Here is a 17,255-nt window from a genome sequence, read left to right as displayed (position 1 = left end):
GCTTACTCACCCGCCCCTCTCGGAGCGCCTTTCTGCAACAGGCGCCGTTTATAGCCCAGCGCGTCATCCCTTGTCAAGGACACTTTTTTCTTCCAACCGCAAATTTTTAAAGATCGTATCTTGCCTGGGCTGGAGGCCATCGCCACCGTCCCCTTGCAAGGGAGGTGCAATATACGGCAGGCCCCCCTCACTGTCAATCTAAATTTTTACAATTTTTTCTACCCGAATACCACCCGGGCAAACCGGCGCTTGCCGGCCTGCAGTACGATCTCGCCTTCAGGGGTGATTTCCTGCTCGGCGTCGTTCACCCTTTCGCCCGAGAGACGTACGGCACCCTGCTTGATCAGCCGCCGCGCCTCGCCGTTGCTGCTGACGAGACCGGCCTCAGTCAGCAACCGACAGATCCATACAGGCTCCTTCAGGCTGATCTCGACCAGGGGAATATCATCCGGTATCTCCTTCTGTTTGAACTGCTGGATGAAATGCTCTTCGGCCTGCCATGCCGCATCGGTATCATGGAATCTGGCGACCAGTTCCCTGGCGAGAGCCTTTTTGCTCTCCATGGGATGGGCTCCGCCCGGTTTTCCTGAAACTCCGTCCCGAATTTTGCTCAAGGTTTGAAGATCGACATCGGACAGCAATTCATAATAGCGCAGCATCAGTTCATCGGAAATGCTCATCACCTTGCCGTATATTTCCTTGGGCGGTTCGGTGATGCCGATGTAATTGCCGAGGGACTTGCTCATCTTGTTGACCCCGTCCAGGCCCTCCAGCAGCGGCATGGTCAATACACACTGCGGCTTCTGCCCTTCCTGCTTCTGCAATTCCCGACCGACCAGCAGGTTGAACTTTTGGTCTGTTCCGCCGAGTTCCACATCGGACTGCAAAGCCACCGAGTCGTAGCCCTGTACCAGGGGGTAGAGAAATTCGTGGATCGCGATGGGCTGCTGGCCGGCGAACCTTTTGTGGAAATCGTCCCGTTCCAGCATGCGGGCCACGGTGTAGCGGGAGGCCAAACCGATGAGATCCGCGGCACTCATATTGCCCATCCATTCGCTGTTGAAAACAATCCGGGTCTTTTCCGGATCGAGGATCTTGAAAACCTGTTCCTTATAGGTTTCCGCGTTTCTCAGCACCTCTTCCCGGGAGAGGGATTTGCGGGTCTCGTTCTTTCCGGTCGGATCTCCGATCATTCCGGTGAAATCCCCGATCAGGAAACAGATTTCATGGCCGAGATCCTGAAACTGCTTGAGCTTCTGGATCAGGACGGTATGACCGAGGTGAAGATCGGGGGCGGTCGGATCGAAACCCGCCTTGATCCTCAGCGGCACACCCGAGGCAATCGACTGCCGGAGCTTTTCCTCGAGCTCCGCCTCCACCAAAATTTCCACGGCGCCGCGCCGAATGACTGCCATCTGCTCCTGTACTGAAATCATGACTCGTTCCTGTTCAGAATTTTTATTCAGTCCGCCGACTGCTGAATCCGCTCGATTTTTAGAGCCAGCCCGTTTTCGTCATCTACCTCTATCAGCACTCCGCACAGCCAGGGATCGTTCTTGGTCACCTCGAAGCGAACCGGCTGCTGGGTCAAAAATTTTTCGATGGCCAGCTCCTTGCGGATGCCGATGACCCCATCGCGGCTGCCGGTCATGCCGGCATCGGTAATATAGGCGGTGCCCCCGGGAAGAATCCTTTCGTCGGCGGTTTGAATATGGGTGTGAGTACCAACCACAGCTGAAACCCGTCCGTCGAGGAAATAGCCGAGCGCCACTTTTTCACTGGTAGCTTCGGCATGGAAATCAACCAGGATGATCGGGGTGCGCTGCCGCAATTTTTCAATCAGGGAGGCGGCCGTGCGAAAGGGGCAGTCCAGGTTGTTCATGAAAACCCGGCCTTCGAGATTGATCACCCCAACCTGAAGACCGGCACTCGTCGTGAAAACCCCGCACCCCCTCCCGGGCAAACCGGGAGGGTAGTTCGCAGGTCGCAGCAGGCGTTCCTGCCGATCCAGGTGATCGTAAATCTCCCGCTTGTCCCAGATATGGTTGCCGGATGTGATAACGTCGACACCCATATCGAGAAGATCGCCGACGATATTGGCCGTCAATCCGAACCCGGCGGCGGCGTTTTCGCCGTTGGCGACGACCATGTCAACCAGATGTTCGTCAACCAGGCGATGGAGCCGGCTGGAGAGCGCCTGCCGTCCGGCCCGACCAACAATATCGCCGATGAAAAGAATTCTCAAATCCTACTCCGTAGCTTTTCTCACCGGACACCGTGACCTGGAGCGATGAGAAAGCGAAAGTTCAACCGGATGCCTCGGTCTACTTGGCAAACTCGACAGCCCGGGTTTCGCGAATGACATTGACCTTGATCTGGCCAGGATAGGTCATTTCACCCTCTATCTTGCGGGCGATATCCTTGGCCAGCACATGGGATTCGACATCCGAAACCTTGTCACTGGCCACCATGACCCGAATCTCCCGCCCGGCCTGAATGGCGAAACAGCTGGTCACCCCCTTGAAGGAGGTGCCGATTCTTTCCAGGTCCTCCAGCCGTTTGACGTAAGTTTCCAGCATTTCCCTCCGGGCGCCCGGCCGGGCTCCGGAAAGGGCATCGGCGGCCTGGACCAGAACGGCGAGGACGGTCGTTGGCTTTTCGTCTTCATGATGGGCGGCCAGGGCGTGAACCACCTTGGCAGCTTCACCATACTTTCGCGCCAGATCCGCACCAATGATGGCATGAGACCCCTCAATCTCATGATCGACCGCCTTGCCGATGTCGTGCAGCAGTCCTGCCCGCTTGGCCTGCTTGACGTTGACACCGAGTTCGGCAGCCATGATACCGCAGAGAAAGGCCACCTCGATGGAGTGCTGCAGCACGTTCTGCCCGTAGGACGTCCGGTATTTGAGCCGGCCGATCAGCTTGACCAGTTCGGGATGGATGCCGTGGACACCGACGTCGAAGGTCGCCTGTTCACCTGCTTCCCGGATGGCGGTATCCACATCCTGAGCCGCCTTGTTGACCACTTCCTCAATACGCGCAGGATGGATGCGGCCGTCGGCGATGAGCCGTTCCAGCGAAATACGGGCCACTTCCCGCCGCACGGGATTGAATCCGGAGATAATCACCGCCTCCGGGGTGTCGTCGATAATGAGATCGATGCCGGTGGCAGCTTCTATGGCACGAATGTTTCTGCCTTCCCGGCCGATAATGCGGCCCTTCATTTCGTCGGAAGGAAGCGGCACGACGCTGACTGCCTTTTCCGCGACATAATCGCCGGCATACCGTTGCACTGCCAGGGCCAGAATCTCCTTGGCTTTTTTGTCAGCCGTTTCCCGGGCCTCGTCCTCAATCTGCTTGACCCGCTTGGCGCCGTCATGACGGGCTTCGCTTTCCATCATGTCCATGAGAAGCTGCTTGGCCTCTTCAGCCGTTATGCCGGAGAGCCTCTCCAGCTTGTCCCGCTGTTCGTTCACCAGCTGTTCGACTTCCTGCTCCAACCCCTTGATCCGGTCCTCCTGCTGACCAAGACGCTTTTCCCGCTTGCCGAGTTCAGCGTCACGGAGATCCAGCTGTTCCACCTTGCGATCGAGGTTTTCCTCTCTCTGCAGCAGCCGCTTCTCGAGTGACTGGAGCTCCCGACGCAGCTCCCTGGCCTCGCTTTCCCATTCCGATTTTGCCTGAAAAACTGCGTCCTTGGTCTGAATGACCGCTTCTTTGCGAATGATATCCGCTTCTTTTTCCGCTTCTGAAATAATAAGTTCGGCAGATTGTTTAGCCGTGGCAAGGCGTGCCTCGCCCAGCTTGTGGCGCAGCAGCATGCCCAACCCGACCCCGGAGGCCAGGGCGGCAACGATGATTGTCAGTGCGAGTTGTAAGCTCAAGACCTTTATCCTCCTCGGCTTCCTCCCCGAGGCATCTCTTTTCCTGGGCGGGTGGCCGCAGAAAACAGATGACTTCCGACAGGAAACACTCATGTTCCTTCCAGAAAGCAGGAAGGAAACTATTGGGGTTATCCGGCGGCATGAGGAAAATCGTAACGGCAATTCTCCGTCATCACCATGTCCATACGAACGTCATGGGCCTCCGCCGGTAGTTTGTTCACTATCTGCAATTCAAAACAGAGGCCGGCTAAAAAACGGGGACGCCGCTTCCCATGCAGACAACGGTCGTAAAACCCTTTGCCATAGCCGAGCCTGTGGCCTTCCCGGTCGTAGGCGACTCCGGGAACGACGACCAGGTCCAGGCGGGAGGTTTCAACAACCCGGTCCCCCCTTGGCTCCAGAACGCCAAAAGCGCCCGGTTGAAGGTTGGACGACTCATCGACCTGGACAAATTCGAGCTCGCTGCCGCGAACCCTTGGATAAGTCACCAGCTTGCCATGCTGGACAGCCTGGTGGAAAAGCATTTCGGTAAAAACCTCATTTTGCACAGGGCTGTAAAGGGCAACGGCGGCCGCCCTGCGAAACTCAGAAGATTCCAGAAGCCGCTCCTGAGCCGACAGACTCCACCGCAGGCAGGTCTCCGCCGCCAGGTGCCGGCGCCTGGTGAGAACCTCGGCTCTGATCGATTTTTTGGGCATGGATCAGCGATCTCCGCGGGAAACGGCGATCTCTGCAGAAGGGTACAGACAGGCAGGATTTTTGACTATCGGTCCGAAGGTCAGCGGCTCAATCTGCCATAATGGTTTTTATGGCAGGTCGTCCCTTTGCAGGCCCTAAGGCGATCATGGCCTGCTATTCACTTCCCGCGAAAACGACCGTCCCATCGCGGAATGACTTCCCACAAGTCAACAGGGGGCAACCGTCCAATTGAATGGCGGGATTTGCGAAATCTGACTTTAAAGTCGGACAAACCAGACCATCGGCAACAGGTCTGTTTGGAAAATCGTCTACCAAATCTATCCGGAAAACTCTTCACAGAGATCGGATCAGTGCCGAAGGCACATACTGCTTGCCAGCGAAAGAATTCATGACCAAGGATCAGCATAATCTCAGGGCAGGGCCTTCTCCAGACGGCTCAGAAGCTTTTTCAATCTGTCCCTCAGGTCCTGTTCGGCCGACCCGGTATTTTCCTGCAGCCGCAGATAGGCTCCACCCAGATTCATCAATGCCAGAATGGCGGTATTCAGGGTATCCACCGATCGACCTGAGGTGAGCACATCGGAAATCTGCCCGTTTACAAACTCGGCCACCCTAAGCACCTCATGCTGAGAGGCTTCGCTTTTCACGGTATACTGCTGACCGAGAATAGTGACCTGAACAGCCTGCTTCAAGAGATCTCCTGGCCCAATCGATCGAGTTTGGCGAGAATCCGATCCAATTCTGCACCGAACTCCTCTTTTTCCCTGAGAAGGGCCGTATTTTCATTGGTCAGCCTACGGCATTCCTCCTCCAGCTCCTGCTTTCGCGCCAGAAGCTGATCGATCTTTTCTTCGAGTCGTATGACGATGCTCAGATCCACGGCAACCCTTCCTCATTTGAGCCAAAATTCTAGGTAAACAGTATCCAAAAGTCAAGCGGTTATACCGGTTACCGTTCGAACAGCGCCTCTACGAAAAGGGTCGGATCAAAAGGCCGCAGATCGTCGATCCCTTCACCAATGCCGACATAACGCACCGGCAGGCCAAGTTCGTTGCCGATCGCGACGATCATGCCACCGCGGGCGGTTCCGTCGAGCTTGGTCAGGGCCAGGCCGGTAACGGCCACGGCCTCCTGGAACAACTTCGCCTGCACCAGGGCATTCTGCCCGGTCGTGGCATCGACCACCAGCAGGGTCTCATGGGGTGCACCCGGCAATTCGCGATCGAGAACCTTGCGGATTTTCTTGAGTTCTTCCATGAGATTGACTTTGGTATGCAGCCGCCCCGCAGTGTCGAGAATCAGGACATCCACCTTTCGGGCGAGGGCGGCCTTGATGGCGTCGAAAGCCACAGCGGCCGGATCGGAGCCCGCCTTCTGGGAAATGACATTCACGCCGGCCCGTTCTCCCCAGATCGTCAACTGCTCGGCAGCGGCAGCCCGGAAGGTATCTCCCGCACCCAACAGAACGGTCTTGCCCTGCTCCACGAATTGATGGGCTATCTTGCCGATGGTGGTGGTTTTCCCCACACCGTTGACCCCCACCACCATGATGACGAAGGGCGCTGAAGATTCCGGGTTCAGGGGAGAAGCCTCCATCTGCAATCTCCGGTGAATCTCCTCCTTGAGCAGTGCGCGAAGGGCTTCCGGTTTTTTGGCCTCACCTCTGCCGATTCTTTTTTCCAGGGATTGCATCAGATCGGTGGTGGTTTTCATACCGAAATCGGCGCTGACCAGAACCTCCTCCAACTCCTCGAGCAGGTCTTCATCAATAGCCGACGAACCGCTCAGCAGATCGTCGATGCGCCCTACCAGCGAGGTCTTCGTCTTGGCCAGACCAACCCGCATCCGGTCGAACAGGCTGACCCTGGCCGGCGCTTCCTCGACCACCGGCGGAAGCTCCTCGACAGGGACAGGCATCTCCACTTCAGGTTCCGGTGCAGGGGCAGGCGGCGCCATCTGCTCGACAGGGGGCGGAGCCTCGACTTCAGGGGCAGGAGCTTCCGTTGCCCTCAGCGAAACCTTTTCTTCCGGAAGCGGGATCCCGACCTCCCTGTCCGCCATCCCCTCCTCGGCGGGCGCAGAAACCTCCTCCTCGGGCACGGCCGGTTCTTCCTCCGCGAGGGGGATCTCCCTTTCCGGAGGCATCTCCATGGGAGGAGGAACCGGGGGACCGGGTTCTTCTTCGACCTCCGGTGGCGCTTTGCCGCGCCGGACCAGGGATACTCCGAGAGCTATGATCAGAACGACGGCCAGCGCCGCCAGAATGCCGAGCAAGACCCAGGCAATCTGGACCCGGTTTTCCTCCGGCAGCCCGGTCCATGCCAACCAATCGATAACAGCCGCTATCCAGCGGCCGAACCATTCCATCATCATATGTATCCCCCTCAACTCTACTACTGCCCGACCTGGCTCCGGATCAGGCAATCTCTTTCTTCAAACGCGCCACACAGCGGCGGGACTCGAAAAGGGCCCTGCCCAGAACGACATCGCGATCGGCCGTCACAACCAGAAAATAATCCTCGGTCACCGGCAGCACCAGGGTCCTGCTGCGGGAGGTTGAAATAATGACTTCCTGAAGGCGGTCCCGGCCCAGTTGCTCCAGTACCCGGCGCAGATTGCTCAGGATGATCCCCTTGTGCGCCCCGATCACCCGCAGCTCGTAATCGTCCATTCGGGCCACGTGATCGACCGCCTCCCCTTCCCAATCGGCAATGATCGCCCCCAGGGCCCCGGGAATACGTTCCAGCAGTTCTGTCAGCAGGTGCTTGAAAGGCATGAATTTTCCTATATTTCACTCATCCGCACGGACACCAGCTTAGAGACTCCCGGTTCCTCCATGGTAACACCATACAAAGTATCGGCAATGCTCATGGTCCGCTTGTTGTGGGTCACAATAATAAACTGGGATCGGTCAGACATCTCACGGATCATATCATTGAACCGGTTGATGTTGGCATCGTCCAGTGGTGCATCAACTTCATCCAGCAGGCAAAAAGGCGACGGCTTGATCAAAAAGATGGCGAAAATCAGGGCAACGGCGGTCAGGGCCTTCTCCCCTCCTGACAGCAGCCCGACATTTTGCAGCTTTTTGCCCGGAGGCTGGACTACGATTTCGATGCCGGTTTCCAGCAGATCCTGCTCGTCGGTCAGGGTCAACTCGGCCTTACCGCCCTGAAACAGCCTGGGAAAAACCTCCTGGAACCGGGCATTGACTTCCAGAAAGGTTTCCCGGAAGCGCTTGCGGGTGGTGCGGTTGATCTTGGCGATGGCTGTCTGCAGACCTTCCATGGACGTCTGCAGATCCTGCTCCTGATGGTTGAGAAACTGCCAGCGCTCCTCCAATTCCCGGTACTCGTCGATGGCGGTGAGGTTGACCTCCCCCATGTCATCGAGCTGCTCCTTGAGCTCGGACAGCCGCCGTTCAGCCGTCTCCTCGTCAAATGGCCGCTCATCGGGCTCGAGCTGAAGCAGGTCGATGCGGTAGCGGTCCAGCACCGTCTGCCGCAGATGATCCAGTTCCAGCTGCAGTTCCCGGAACCGGACCTGACGTTTGGTCAGTGACTCCTGTACTGCGACCAGATCCCTGCGCAGCACCCTCAGCCCCTCCTCCAGGACCTCCATCTGGCCGGTTTTTTCATCAAAACGCTCCCTGAGCCCCTCGATCCGGCTTTTTTCCTCCTCCCGGCGATTGAACAGCACTTCCAGTTCGATCCGGGCTTTCCCGCCGGCCTCTGCCAGCTGACGTTGCCTGGTCTCTGCTTCTTGCCGTCGCTCCTCCAGCCTCTGCAGCCGCTCGCGGGATTCGTTTCGAAAACGCTGCAGGCGCTGCAGATTCCGCCGCCCCCCTTCTTCCCGCTCTTTCAGGCCGGCCAGCGCCACCTTGAGCGCGGTCACCCTCTCCCTGACCGACTCTGTCATCCGGCGCCGCTCTTCGAGTTCCTGCTGGAGATCGGTCACCGCCCGCTCCTGCTCCTGCCGCAACTCTTCCAAGTCGGAGCCACGGGCGTCGGCCTGTTCATTCTCCCGCAGCAGACGGTCCCGCTCCTCGAGTAACTGCTCTTCCTCGAAGGCCAGCACCTCGTTCCGCTCCTGCAGCCGGACGGCTTCCTCCTGCAGGCGCAACAGATCCTTTTCGCCGTCGGCCGCGCGGAGCTCTTCGGCATGCAGAGCGCTGCCCAAGGCAGCCAGGGTTTCTTCAGCCTCCCCGAAAGTCTGTTTGAGCTGCTGCCGCTGGCGCCTGAGATCCTCGGTGGCCTTTTCCAGGCTCTCCGCTGCGGCAGCCAGCTCCTTCATCTCCCGGCGTTTGTGCAGCTGGCCTTCCCCTTCGCCGATGGCTGCCCCGCCATGCAGAACGCCGCGATGGCACAACATCTCCCCTTGCGGATTGACCAGAGTTACACCGAAAGGAACCTTGCCGATAAAAGGCTTGAGATCCTCGACCAGGAAAATGCCCTGAAACAGGGCGGCCACCAATTCTTCACTCCCCGATCGGGGAAAAATCAGGTCGACCAGGGGAGTTGCACCGCTCAGAGCGGGAGGAGTCCCGACAGGGACAGACGGCAGCAAAAAAGCGCCGCGCCCCCCTTTGCGGCGCAGCAGATCCAGCGCTGCCAGGGCGTCTTCGGGCCCCTTGACCAGCAAGGCCTGCAAACGCTCTCCAAGGACCATCTCCACCGCCTGCTCGTGGCAGGCAGGAACATCCAGGATATCGGCAACCATGCCGGTACAGCGCTCGCGCCAGACGGAATCGGCCAGCAGGGTGCGGACCCCGTCGGCATAACCCTCGAGATTCCGTTCGAGCGTCTCCAGGCTTTCCAGTCGGGACCGGCTGCGGCTCAACGCTTCCTGCCGCTCGAGGAGCAGGGTTTCGTTGGATTCCAACTGCCGACGCAGAAGAAGGATTGCCTCCCGGGCGGTTTCCAGCTCCAGCAGGAGGGAGTCCCGCCTTTGCCGGCAGGCTTTCAGAAAATCTTCCTTTTCGGCAAGCTGCAACCGGCAGTCCTGCTGTTTTTCCTGGAGGAGAATCGATTCCTGGCGTTTGCGGCTCAGCATTTCATCCAGAATTTCGACGCGCCGCCGGATGTCTTCGCGACGGCTGCTCAGCCTGGACAGTTCTCCGGCGATGGCAAAAAGTTCGTGGCGGGCTTTTTCCAGCGCGGCGAGCAGACTCTCCTCCAATCCTCCCAGCTCGCCGAACGCTGCTTCCTCCTCGGCCAGCCGCCTGGTTTCACGCTCCAGTTCGGCCGCCAGGATGCTTTCGCCCTCGAGCAGCTCCCGTTCCTCCCGCGCCGACTCTTCCAGCTGCCGATGCAACTCCTCCGACTCGGCCGTCAGCTGCTCTTTCTGCCGTTCAAGATTGGCCCGCTCCTTATCATCGAACTCGATCCGGGTCTCGATTTTCTGCAATTCCCCGGTGAGATGGAAGACCCTTTCCTGCCCCTGCTGCAGGTCCTTCTCGGCGGCTGTCTGGGTCAGCCGCTCTTCTGCCAGGTGCAGTTCCTGGCTCTGAACCCGGGATTCCTGCCCTTCCCGCTGTCTCTCCTGCTCCCCCGCGGCCTTTTCCTCGGCGGCGAAATCCCGCTGTATGATCTGGAGCCGCTGTAGAGCGAAGCGGATCTCGATCTCCCTGTACTCCTCCCGGCATTCGCGATACCGCTCAGCCTTGCGGGCCTGGCGGTTCAATGCGTTCAGCTGACGCCGAACCTCGCCGATAATATCCCTGAGGCGCAGCAGATTCTGCCGGGTGGCTTCGATCTTGCGCAAGGCCGCTTTCTTGCGCGATTTAAACTTGCTGATACCCGCCGCCTCCTCGATCAGGAATCGGCGGTCGTCGGGCTTGGCGGTGAGGATCATGCCGATCTTGCCCTGCTCTATGATCGAATAGGCGCGGGCGCCGATCCCGGTATCCATGAACAGTTCGGTGATGTCGAGCAGGCGGCAGGGCGTCTTGTTGAGCAGGTATTCGCTCTCGCCGCTGCGGTAGAGCCGCCGGGTGATCATGATTTCCGGATAGTCGCGGACAGTGGCGGGTCCAAGTCCCCTCTCGTTGGAGAACACCATCGAAACCTCTGCCATGCCCATCGGTTTGCGGCTCTCGCTGCCGCCGAATATGACGTCCTCCATAGCCAGTCCGCGGAGATTCTTGGCGCTCTGTTCCCCCATGGCCCAACGAATCGCATCGACGATGTTGCTTTTCCCGCAACCGTTTGGACCGACCACAGCGGAAATCCCTTCGCTGAAATCGAGTGCCACCCGATCCACAAAGGACTTGAAACCGACAATTTCGATTCGCTTGATCTGCATCCCGATTATTCCATCTGAACCCGCATGACAAGGCGGGTCATGTTAGCAAGCACCCTCATTCATGTAAAGAAATTTACGGGCTCTGCAAGCACTCTTCAGCTTGCCTGCTGACGAGCGCCGGGATATGATGGCGGCATGAAAATACTGTTGATTAATCTTGAGGAAAACGGCCTCACCAGTCTGGAAATTCTGCAAAGGCGGATTCCGGCCGCACCCAAGTCCTACCTGGCCCAATTGTTGAAAAGTGGGAAGGTGCTGTTGGAACAGACGCCGGCGAGCGCGGCAACCGTGCTTAAAAGCGGAGACAGGCTGCTGCTGCCTGAAAGCAAACGTTTAAAAGAACTTTTTCTGGCCACCGAAACCATGGCTGTTGACATTCTTCTGGAAACGTCGCTTGCACTGGTCGTCTTAAAACCGGCCGGACTGGCGGTGCATGGGAGTGTCGGGCACGAAGGGGACAATCTCTGCGACCGCGTTCAGGCCCTGCTGAAGAGACGGAGGGATCCTTTCCGTGCTTCACCGGTGCACCGTCTTGACGTCGGCACCTCGGGCCCGGTAATGTTCGCAAAAGGCCGCAAGGCGGCCGGGCTCCTTGGCAGGGTCATGATGGACGGCAAAATGGAAAAAATGTATTTTGCTCTGGCCAAGGGCCGTTTTCAGGGCGAGGATACGAGTGGAGTAATGGCTCGCGGTACCGATACTCCCAGCGAGGGCCTTCTGATCTCTTCCATCCCCGCCAAGGGTAAATTAAAAGAGGCTACCAGCCGCTATCTGATCCTGGCCGGAACCGATGACCTCACGCTGCTGCGGCTGGAACTGATCAGCGGCCGGACTCATCAGATCCGGCGACAGATGGCGGAAGCCGGCCATCCCCTGGTCGGGGACCTCCGCTACGGCGGTCCGGAGCTGCCGGATCTGGCTCGCCCCTTTCTGCACTGTTTTCACCTGGCCTGGCCGGACCCGATAACCCAAAACAGGCAGCAGGTGACCTGCCCCCTGCCGTCCCATCTGTCGAAGATCCTGACGGCCGCGGGTCTTCCCACGCCCGAATGAAGAAAGTTTCTGTAAAAAAGGACCACCATGTTCGCTCGTCACCCCTTTTTGACGGTTATCGGCCTGCTGACCTTTCTGCTGCTGTTGGGCTGCAGCATATTTCTCATCACTTTCGATCTCAACAGCTACCGGGAGGACCTGCAGAGCAGTTTAAGCGAAGCCCTCTCCAGGCCGGTCTCGATAGGCGAGGCCAAACTGTCCTGGCATTTCGGTCCGGCCTTCGACTTCACCCGTCTTGAAATTTCGGGCCAGGATCAGGAGCCCCCGCTGTTGACCGTTGAAAACCTCTATCTCAAACCGAAAATCCTGCCGATGCTGGTCGGCCGCCTGAATTTTCTCCAGATCGTCCTCGATAGCCCGCGCCTTAACCTGGGCTTTACCGGCGAAACCTCCATCCATCCGAACCTTTTCCATACCGTGCTGACCACGGTAGAGGTCGATTCAATCGTCATTCGGGACGGACATTTCACCTTCCAGGATCGGAGCCTGCAGGCAGCCCCCTTTCAGCTGGACTTGCAGCAGGTCGAGGTCAAGGCAAGCCATCTTTTCTCAGAAAATCGCGGCTACCTGCGTCTTGATGCGGAGGTGGTCCAAGGGGATCGAACGGCCCGGGTAAAGGTCGGAGGCCGCCTTTTCCTCCCGGAGGAAAAGAGGCATTGGTCCAGGGGGCATTGCGACCTGGAACTGGATGTTCGGGGACTGGAGCCCGGCCCTCTGGCCGCCCGTTACGGCTCAAACCTGGGGATTGAAGAGGCTCGCGGCCTCATGGATGTCCGCCTGACGATTGCCGGTTCACCCGCAGAGGGGCTGGGGATAGCGGCAGAGCTGTTGGGGAAGAACCTGGCTCTGCAACTCCCTGGGCTTTATTCCTCCCCTCTGGCCATCGACAGATGGACTTTTGCCGGGCGGTGGACCGTTGCTGCGGATGTCCACAACTTTGACGACCTCTCTCTGCAGGCCGATGCGATCAACCTCAACGGTCGTTTCACCTTTCAGCGAACACCGGGCGAACCCTGGCTGGAAGGTTCGCTTCACACTCAAGACCTGCCCCTTCAGGAAATCTGGCGGCTCATGCCCGACCACCTGCAAGGCTTTATGGACAAGTCCTGGAGCGAAAGGTTTCCCACCGGCTATGTGCGTATGGCCCGTGCCCGGTTTGCCGGCCCCCTCTCCCGGTTCCGTCAGCTGGGGCCGGAGTTGCCTCTGCAGCAGGCGGACATCGTGGTGAGCGATTGCCGGGTGGTGCTCGGCCAGGGCCAATCGATAGAAAGACTTAACTCGAAACTGAGTCTGGAAGGCGAAACTCTGACGGTAAGTGAAGGAACCGGGTTTCTGCTCGACTCCCCCCTGCAGTTTTCCGGTCGGGTGGAAAAGCCCTTTGCGGCCGACGCTGCCAGCACTTTTGGAATCGCATGGATTTTGCCAGCCGGCAGGATCGGGGAGCTGTTGCCGGAAGAAGAGAAGGTTTTTCTTTCCGGCCAGGGCCCGATTCCTGTCTTTCTGACCATGAACGGCCAGGGCAAGGTCTTCGAAACCCGCCTGCGGGCGGATCTCGATGCCGCCAGCCTGTTTGGCCGGTCTTTCTTCCACAAAACTACCGGTCTGCCGGGACGATTGGAGATGGAAGCTGTTATTTCCCCGGAACGGTTGCGTATCGCCAAAGGCCAGGTCCAGATTTCTTCCGAGATCCTGGAATTTTCCGGCGAAAGGCTGCTGTTGGAAAACAGCAAGCCCCTGCCCTTCTCGAAACAGCCCTTTCAATTGACTTGCCGACTGCCCGGCGCAGATCTCTCGAAAATACTCACTCTTTTCCCTTCTATGGAACAATACCGCCTCCGCGGTCTCGTCGCAGGAACCTGCTCTTTGACGGGGACGGGCTTCGACATCGGCCAGGCTCGGGGGGAGCTGACCGCGAGGGATTTCGGATTGCGATTCCAGGACGTGCTGGCTGGAGATCTGCATGGATTTTCCGGGCAGATTCAGCTTTTCAAGGACCGGATGGAATGGACCGCCAAGGGTCGTTTGGGAGAATATCCGGTCAGCATCAACGGCCAGGTCGGCAACTGGTCCTCTCCACTCACGGAACTGGTTATTTCAGCGAAAAAACTGAAAGCTTCCGACCTGTTTTTCCCCTCTCCAAAAGCCGTGCTTCATGATCTCAGGGGGCGCCTGGTCTTCAGCAAGGAGGAGGTCTTTTTCGACAGAATCCGGACGAGTCTGCCGAAAAGCCCGAACGTACACATTGAAGGCCGGTTGCCCTTTGCTTCCGTCCCTACCCTCAACCTCGACATTACCGCCGATCAAGCCGACATTGACGAGGTGGTTGCGCTCTGGGAAGGCCCTGCCTCCGGCGAAACTGCGAGTTCTTCTGCCCAGGAGATGAAGGTGGTGGTCAACGCCCGGGTGGCCAAGGGAGTTTACGGCCCTCTTCGTTTCCAAAACGCGGCCGGCACTGTGACCTCAACCGCCGGTGAACTGCGCATCGATCCATTGAAATTCAATCTGGACCAGGGGCGCTGCCAGGGTACGATCGTTCTGGACGAGGCCGAAAACGGCGGATCCCTCCTGAAAATTTCAGGCGAGGGCGAAAACGTGGAAGCCGAAGACCTGCAAAATATTATTTTTGACGAACGGAACCGGCTGTTAAAAGGGAGTTTGAGCGGCAAATTTTTTCTGGAAGGACTGGCGGGGGACAGGTTTCTGGAAACCTCGAGCGGTACCTTCGGCATCACCATCAATGAAGGGGTGCTCTACCGCTTCGCGTTCCTTTCCAAAGTCTTCTCCCTGCTCAATGTCGGACAGATCCTGACCTTGAACCTGCCCGACATGGCTCGAAAGGGGATGCCTTTCGACAAACTGGAAGGGACATTTTCCCTCGACCGGGGCAAGCTGACGACGGAGGATCTGTTCATCACCAGCAACGCCATGAACATGTCGCTGGTTGGGACTGCAGACCTGGTGGAGCAGAAACTGGACCTCAAGGTCGGCGTCAAGCCTTTCAGGACCGTGGATAACATCCTGACCCACATCCCCATTGCCGGATGGCTTCTGACCGGTGAGGAGAAAGCGCTGATTACCGCTCACTTCGAAATCACCGGCAACAGCGACGATCCCGATGTGCAAGCCATACCCGTTACATCCCTGTCCAGCCAGGTTTTGGGGATCTTCAAAAGGATTCTGGGGCTGCCGGAAAAAGCGATCACCGATCCGGCAGGGCTGATCACCGGACGGGAAAAAGTGCCGGAAGGGGCTCCCTGAAAGGCAGCGATCGAGGTGGAAACGGAGGACGGCAAAAGCCGCCTCTTTCAAAAGCGGAGGATCAGGCGATAAAGAAGCCTTTCTGTTTTATTTTTTTTCCGGCTTCCAGCCAAGACCTTTCCTTTCCTCAACACTGAAGGAAAGCTTTATCGGCCAATAACTGCGCTTTATATTCGACTCGTGAATTGTAGCCTTCACAGTATACTGGCCCGGTTTTAAATAGAACTCCGGATGATAGTAGCCCCCTGCCTGCTGCCCGGCCGGCGTTTCCATGCTTGGCCGTAACTGAACGCAACTCACCCACCAGCCCCCTGCACGGCCAACCGATAAACCCGGAAAACTGAGTTCGGTATACCCCCCGGGATATGCATAGGTACGGGTCCCGGCAATCATCGGCCTTACATAGCCTCTAACCACTTTATCTTCAGGGGGCAAGAGGTCTCCCCTGTATACATAAGGTTCTCCGGGAGCGGAATGGACCGCTATGCATACTTTTTCGCCCGGATAGAATTTAGTTACATGCGGCGGAGCATTCTGCACAGCAACCTCCTCGCCATAAATTTCGGGTTTTGTAAGAGATTCATATTTCCGCTTCACCTCCCCGCTGTAACTTGTGGTGTAGAAATAATCGATTTCTAAAGGTTTGATTCCCGAGGATTTAAAAGAGTTGCAGGCTTGCAGCAAAATCATGATTGCGGTCAGCATTACGACACTTGTCACCATTGTGATCTTCATCGATGCCTCCTTTCCTCCGATCTCCCTATCGTCGCTTCCTATCAGCTCCACCAACCCTCAGGTCAGCTCCACACCAGGGACAGTAACGGATTTCGACCATGGAGCTGCCACCGTCATGAATGATAAGGCCAAACCGTCCTGACAACCTATGATAGGCGATCAAAGCGTCAGGGCATTGATCGGCAAGCCGAGTACCATCACCACAACTCCAGGTAATCATCCACTGCTTCACCGGACTCCATGTCAGTGATCAATCTGTAACGGCCCACGGGCAGCAGTGATTCAGGATCTTCCGAATCCGGCAGATGAATATCTACGCAACTTTCGAAAAACGGCGTCTCTTTTGTTGAGTGCTCGAAAATGAGAGCGTGGCGGTTGAATTTGAGAATAAAATCTTCCGGAAGATGGCCTTTCCAGGAGCAATTCGCTGCCATTGCCTCTTGCCGGGCGCTGTGGATGGATCGCCTGCAGGAGCAAATCGCCTGGGTCGTCAGATCCCTGTCCCGGACCAGTGCAATCAAAACCGTTGAAATCTCAAGCAGTATCATATCCGGCCTGAGCGTTCGCAAGGGGATTACTCAACCGTTTTCTCTGAAAAGGAGGCATGTCCTTTCGCTTCCCGTGTAAGCTCGTGGTAGCGTTTTTCATGCCGCTGTTTCTCTTTCGCGTTGCCTTCGTGATCGGAAATCTGCATTCCGAGGGCATGGAGATCAGCACCAATGACTGCACAGGCATGGGCATGTCTGGCAAGATCAGGCTCCTCTGGCATCAATGCCCTTTGATAAGCATCTTCAACGTATTGGAGTCCGGTGGAGATATGGCGCTTCGCAGTGACAAAATCATTTTGAAGACACGCAAGATAAGCGAGCCCGTAATGACTCAATGCGCGGATATTATCCGCACGGATGTAAAGCTCCAGATAGGGTGTACGACGTGGAAGTTGCGATCTGGCTTCGGCTTGATCGATCCGGAAAATTGAAGACTGAAAAGTTCCCTTCGCAGCCAGAATGAGCTCCGATGTGGACCCTATTTCACGTTTTCTTTTTTCTTCAAGTTCATGCGTGAGTTTGAACCCGCTGTTGACACTGCGCCAGGCAGCAGCGACAGCTTGCTCGAAGTCACGATAAGCTGATTGTTGAGGGAAGCGCTGTTGGGCCCATGCCGGGTCAAGCGAGACGAATAAAAGGATGGCGCAGATCAGGAGCGACAGCAAACGCATGGGTGAATCGGGGCTGATGTCATGGTCGCGATCCATGATGGTCCTCCGGAATCCGAACTCGTTCATTGAGGGAGACCGGCTTGCTGCAACGATTGGATGAA

14 protein-coding genes are annotated in these 17,255 nt (G+C 57.4%); 2 read left to right on the top strand and 12 right to left on the bottom strand.

From position 1 onward, the window contains the following. Positions 1–218 precede the first annotated feature (218 nt). The 9 genes from tyrS to smc form a co-directional block, all read right to left on the bottom strand. The gene (tyrS, locus tag R2940_09535; GenBank protein MEZ4600021.1) at positions 219–1,436 is read right to left on the bottom strand and encodes a tyrosine--tRNA ligase; all 1,218 of its coding nucleotides are present in this window, start codon (positions 1,434–1,436) and stop codon (positions 219–221) included. 26 nt (positions 1,437–1,462) lie between these two features. After that, complete coding sequence (locus tag R2940_09530; protein ID MEZ4600020.1) at positions 1,463–2,245, bottom strand: TIGR00282 family metallophosphoesterase; 783 nt, start codon at positions 2,243–2,245, stop codon at positions 1,463–1,465. A 79-nt stretch (positions 2,246–2,324) separates the two neighbouring features. Further along, complete coding sequence (rny, locus tag R2940_09525) at positions 2,325–3,887, bottom strand: ribonuclease Y (protein MEZ4600019.1); 1,563 nt, start codon at positions 3,885–3,887, stop codon at positions 2,325–2,327. A gap of 128 nt (positions 3,888–4,015) precedes the next feature. Then, positions 4,016–4,585, bottom strand: a complete 570-nt coding sequence (locus tag R2940_09520; GenBank protein ID MEZ4600018.1) for a 5-formyltetrahydrofolate cyclo-ligase — start codon at positions 4,583–4,585, stop codon at positions 4,016–4,018. Between the two features lie 411 nt (positions 4,586–4,996). Next, on the bottom strand, positions 4,997–5,278 hold the full coding sequence (locus R2940_09515) for a cell division protein ZapA (GenBank protein ID MEZ4600017.1): 282 nt from the start codon (positions 5,276–5,278) through the stop codon (positions 4,997–4,999). After that, positions 5,275–5,466, bottom strand: a complete 192-nt coding sequence (locus R2940_09510) for a cell division protein ZapB (GenBank protein MEZ4600016.1) — start codon at positions 5,464–5,466, stop codon at positions 5,275–5,277. The genes R2940_09515 and R2940_09510 overlap by 4 nt, the downstream gene beginning before the upstream one ends. A gap of 68 nt (positions 5,467–5,534) precedes the next feature. Continuing rightward, on the bottom strand, positions 5,535–6,959 hold the full coding sequence (ftsY, locus tag R2940_09505) for a signal recognition particle-docking protein FtsY (GenBank protein MEZ4600015.1): 1,425 nt from the start codon (positions 6,957–6,959) through the stop codon (positions 5,535–5,537). A gap of 43 nt (positions 6,960–7,002) precedes the next feature. Beyond that, positions 7,003–7,362 carry a roadblock/LC7 domain-containing protein gene (locus tag R2940_09500; GenBank protein MEZ4600014.1) on the bottom strand — a complete coding sequence of 120 codons (360 nt, stop codon included), beginning with the start codon at positions 7,360–7,362 and terminating at the stop codon, positions 7,003–7,005. 8 nt (positions 7,363–7,370) lie between these two features. Then, the gene (smc, locus tag R2940_09495; protein MEZ4600013.1) at positions 7,371–10,889 is read right to left on the bottom strand and encodes a chromosome segregation protein SMC; all 3,519 of its coding nucleotides are present in this window, start codon (positions 10,887–10,889) and stop codon (positions 7,371–7,373) included. 135 nt (positions 10,890–11,024) lie between these two features. Between smc and R2940_09490 the strand changes: the two genes are divergently transcribed. Both R2940_09490 and R2940_09485 read left to right on the top strand, forming a co-directional pair. Next, complete coding sequence (locus R2940_09490) at positions 11,025–11,942, top strand: RluA family pseudouridine synthase (GenBank protein ID MEZ4600012.1); 918 nt, start codon at positions 11,025–11,027, stop codon at positions 11,940–11,942. Between the two features lie 27 nt (positions 11,943–11,969). Then, positions 11,970–15,200, top strand: coding sequence for an AsmA-like C-terminal domain-containing protein (locus R2940_09485; GenBank protein ID MEZ4600011.1), 3,231 nt, complete (start codon positions 11,970–11,972; stop codon positions 15,198–15,200). 87 nt (positions 15,201–15,287) lie between these two features. Here R2940_09485 and R2940_09480 read toward each other — a convergent pair whose 3' ends face one another. From R2940_09480 to R2940_09470, 3 genes are all read right to left on the bottom strand, one after another. Then, on the bottom strand, positions 15,288–15,935 hold the full coding sequence (locus R2940_09480; GenBank protein ID MEZ4600010.1) for a hypothetical protein: 648 nt from the start codon (positions 15,933–15,935) through the stop codon (positions 15,288–15,290). 197 nt (positions 15,936–16,132) lie between these two features. Further along, positions 16,133–16,369 (bottom strand): hypothetical protein, encoded by a 237-nt coding sequence (locus R2940_09475; GenBank protein ID MEZ4600009.1) that lies wholly within the window; start codon positions 16,367–16,369, stop codon positions 16,133–16,135. 140 nt (positions 16,370–16,509) lie between these two features. After that, the gene (locus tag R2940_09470) at positions 16,510–17,190 is read right to left on the bottom strand and encodes a hypothetical protein (protein MEZ4600008.1); all 681 of its coding nucleotides are present in this window, start codon (positions 17,188–17,190) and stop codon (positions 16,510–16,512) included. Between the last annotated feature and the right edge of the window lie 65 nt (positions 17,191–17,255).

This window comes from Syntrophotaleaceae bacterium, assembly GCA_041390365.1.
Classification (GTDB): Bacteria; Desulfobacterota; Desulfuromonadia; order Desulfuromonadales; family Syntrophotaleaceae; genus JAWKQB01.
Note: the sequence above shows the minus strand (reverse complement) of the source record. Positions and strands in the feature narration are given on the sequence as shown.